The 2,040-nt window shown below is 51.9% G+C and carries 3 protein-coding genes; 1 reads left to right on the forward strand and 2 read right to left on the reverse strand.

Annotation, left to right across the window (positions count from 1 at the left end; all coding sequences use genetic code 11):
• Positions 1-612: Rpn family recombination-promoting nuclease/putative transposase (locus GA0061070_RS24315; RefSeq protein ID WP_090139090.1), on the forward strand; the 612-nt coding region annotated here is incomplete at its 5' end.
• Here GA0061070_RS24315 and GA0061070_RS24320 read toward each other — a convergent pair.
• Together GA0061070_RS24320 and GA0061070_RS24325 are read right to left on the reverse strand one after the other, a co-directional pair.
• The gene (locus GA0061070_RS24320; protein ID WP_090139092.1) at positions 609-1,220 is read right to left on the reverse strand and encodes a DUF2913 family protein; all 612 of its coding nucleotides are present in this window, start codon (positions 1,218-1,220) and stop codon (positions 609-611) included. The genes GA0061070_RS24315 and GA0061070_RS24320 overlap by 4 nt on opposite strands.
• Positions 1,221-1,398: 178 nt before the next feature.
• Positions 1,399-1,800 (reverse strand): VOC family protein, encoded by a 402-nt coding sequence (locus GA0061070_RS24325; RefSeq protein WP_090139094.1) that lies wholly within the window; start codon positions 1,798-1,800, stop codon positions 1,399-1,401.
• Positions 1,801-2,040: the final 240 nt, after the last annotated feature.

Here is a 2,040-nt window from a genome sequence, read left to right on the forward strand (position 1 = left end):
CACCTGGAGGCAGGGCATAAAAAATTGCCACTGGTGATACCGGTGCTGTTCTATACGGGTAAACGCAGCCCGTATCCGTACTCCACCCGGTGGCTGGATGGGTTCGACGATCCGGCGCTGGCAGGCAAACTCTACAGCAGCGCTTTCCCGCTGGTAGACGTTACGGTCATTCCTGATGATGAAATCGCCGGGCATCGCAGTATGGCCGCACTGACTTTACTGCAAAAGCATATTCACCAGCGGGACCTGGCAGAACTGGTTGACCGGCTGGCGCCCATCTTGCTGGCCGGATATCTGTCTTCATCACAGGTAATATCGCTGGTACACTATATAGTGCAGGCAGGCGAAACATCCGACGCCGAAGCCTTTGTACGCGAACTGGCACAGCGTGTGCCGCAACACGGAGACGCACTTATGACCATCGCACAACAACTTGAACAAAAGGGTATTGAGAAAGGTATCCAGCTTGGAAGACAGGAAGGTCGTTCAGAAGGTGAGCGCGAAGCGACTCTGAAAATAGCCCGTACCATGCTGCAAAACGGCATTGACCGCAATACCGTCATGAAAATGACCGGTCTGACGGAAGACGACCTGGCGCAGATCCGCCACTAATCCCCCTTTCCTGACACTCCCTGTCCGGCCATCAGCGTAAACTGGTAGGTCAGGGAGGCACCAGACTCAGGCTCTGCCTGCCAGCCACAGCGGTTAAACAGATTTACCACACCGGCCACGTTCCCCGTCAGACGCGCTGTCAGCGGATTTATCTGCCGGCCTTTATCGTCAAAAGCGACATCGAGGCTGGTCCGTGAGAGACAAATGCCGTTCACGCCGGCATTCAGTGCAACAGCATACCGGCCGGACCATTCACGGTCATTCAGCAGACGGTATTGCCAGTGCATATCCTTCGCTGTTTCCAGGGCATAGGTCAGCCGGAACAGGTCATTCTGCTCAGACAGTTCGCCGGTGCAGGAACGCCAGAGATAATCCAGCTTGCTGGCCAGCTTCGCGCTGACGCCCAGCTGGCGCCCCTGCTTCAGAAGCCATTCAATATCGGGTGTAACATCGCGCGAAAATCGGCGTTGCTTCAGCGCGGTCGCGAGCCATCGGGTGAGAAAGAGGTTTTCCTGTGCAGGAGAGAGAGCACCACCATCCTGTCTGGCCAGTGCAAGCGCCACCAGGGCACACCACGCCAGATGGCCTGATTTTTCTGTCAGCGTCACTGCTTCTCCCGTGAGTCAATAAACTGATGTAATTCATCGAGCATAATCAGCACACGTCGGCCAGTCTTACGGGGAAACATTCGCCGCATCTCACGCGTCAGCTGCTTCTTCTCCCATCTGTAAGGGAAAATAATGCTGTAGTCCCTCCTCTCAGGGAGGATATCCAAACTGCCCCCTGTTACTCCGTTGTAGCAAGCGGGGTAAATAATTCAATCAGGTTTTCCTCCGGATCGTACAGATGAACTACACGCATCCCCCATTCTGGCATATCCATTGGCTCGTTAATGAATTTCATTCCTTTTGCCAAGAATGACTGATAGCTTTCATCGACATTATTCACCTCGAAAGATATCATTGATTTTTCTCGATATCCTACAGGCAGTGCCTCTTTGGTATTTCCAACAACCGTCGCCATCAGATCCGATGTAAACAGGGCGAAGCCTTCTATTCCTTCGGCTACTTTGAAGCTGGCATAGCAATCTTCGATATCCCAGACCGCTTCCAAACCAAGTTGCTGTGTGTAGAAGTTAAAACATTTGCGGTAATCTTTGACTAACAGCCTTACGTTGCTGAATTTCATATCTGTTTTCTTATAGATATTTATGTTTTATTCAGACGGGACAAAAGACCAATGTACCCGTTGTTGACAGGGGGGTACCAGACTCAGGCTCTGCCAGCCACAGCGATTAAACAGTTTAATCACCCCCGCCACGTTCCTATGAATTCATAAAACACTTACAACAACAACCGCAGAGCCGCTGAATGTGCCAGCTTTGACTGTACTTCCTGTTGGCGAAAGCGTGGATTCAATCTGTACATC

The organism is Kosakonia oryziphila, from assembly GCF_900094795.1.
Classification (GTDB): domain Bacteria; phylum Pseudomonadota; class Gammaproteobacteria; order Enterobacterales; family Enterobacteriaceae; genus Kosakonia; species Kosakonia oryziphila.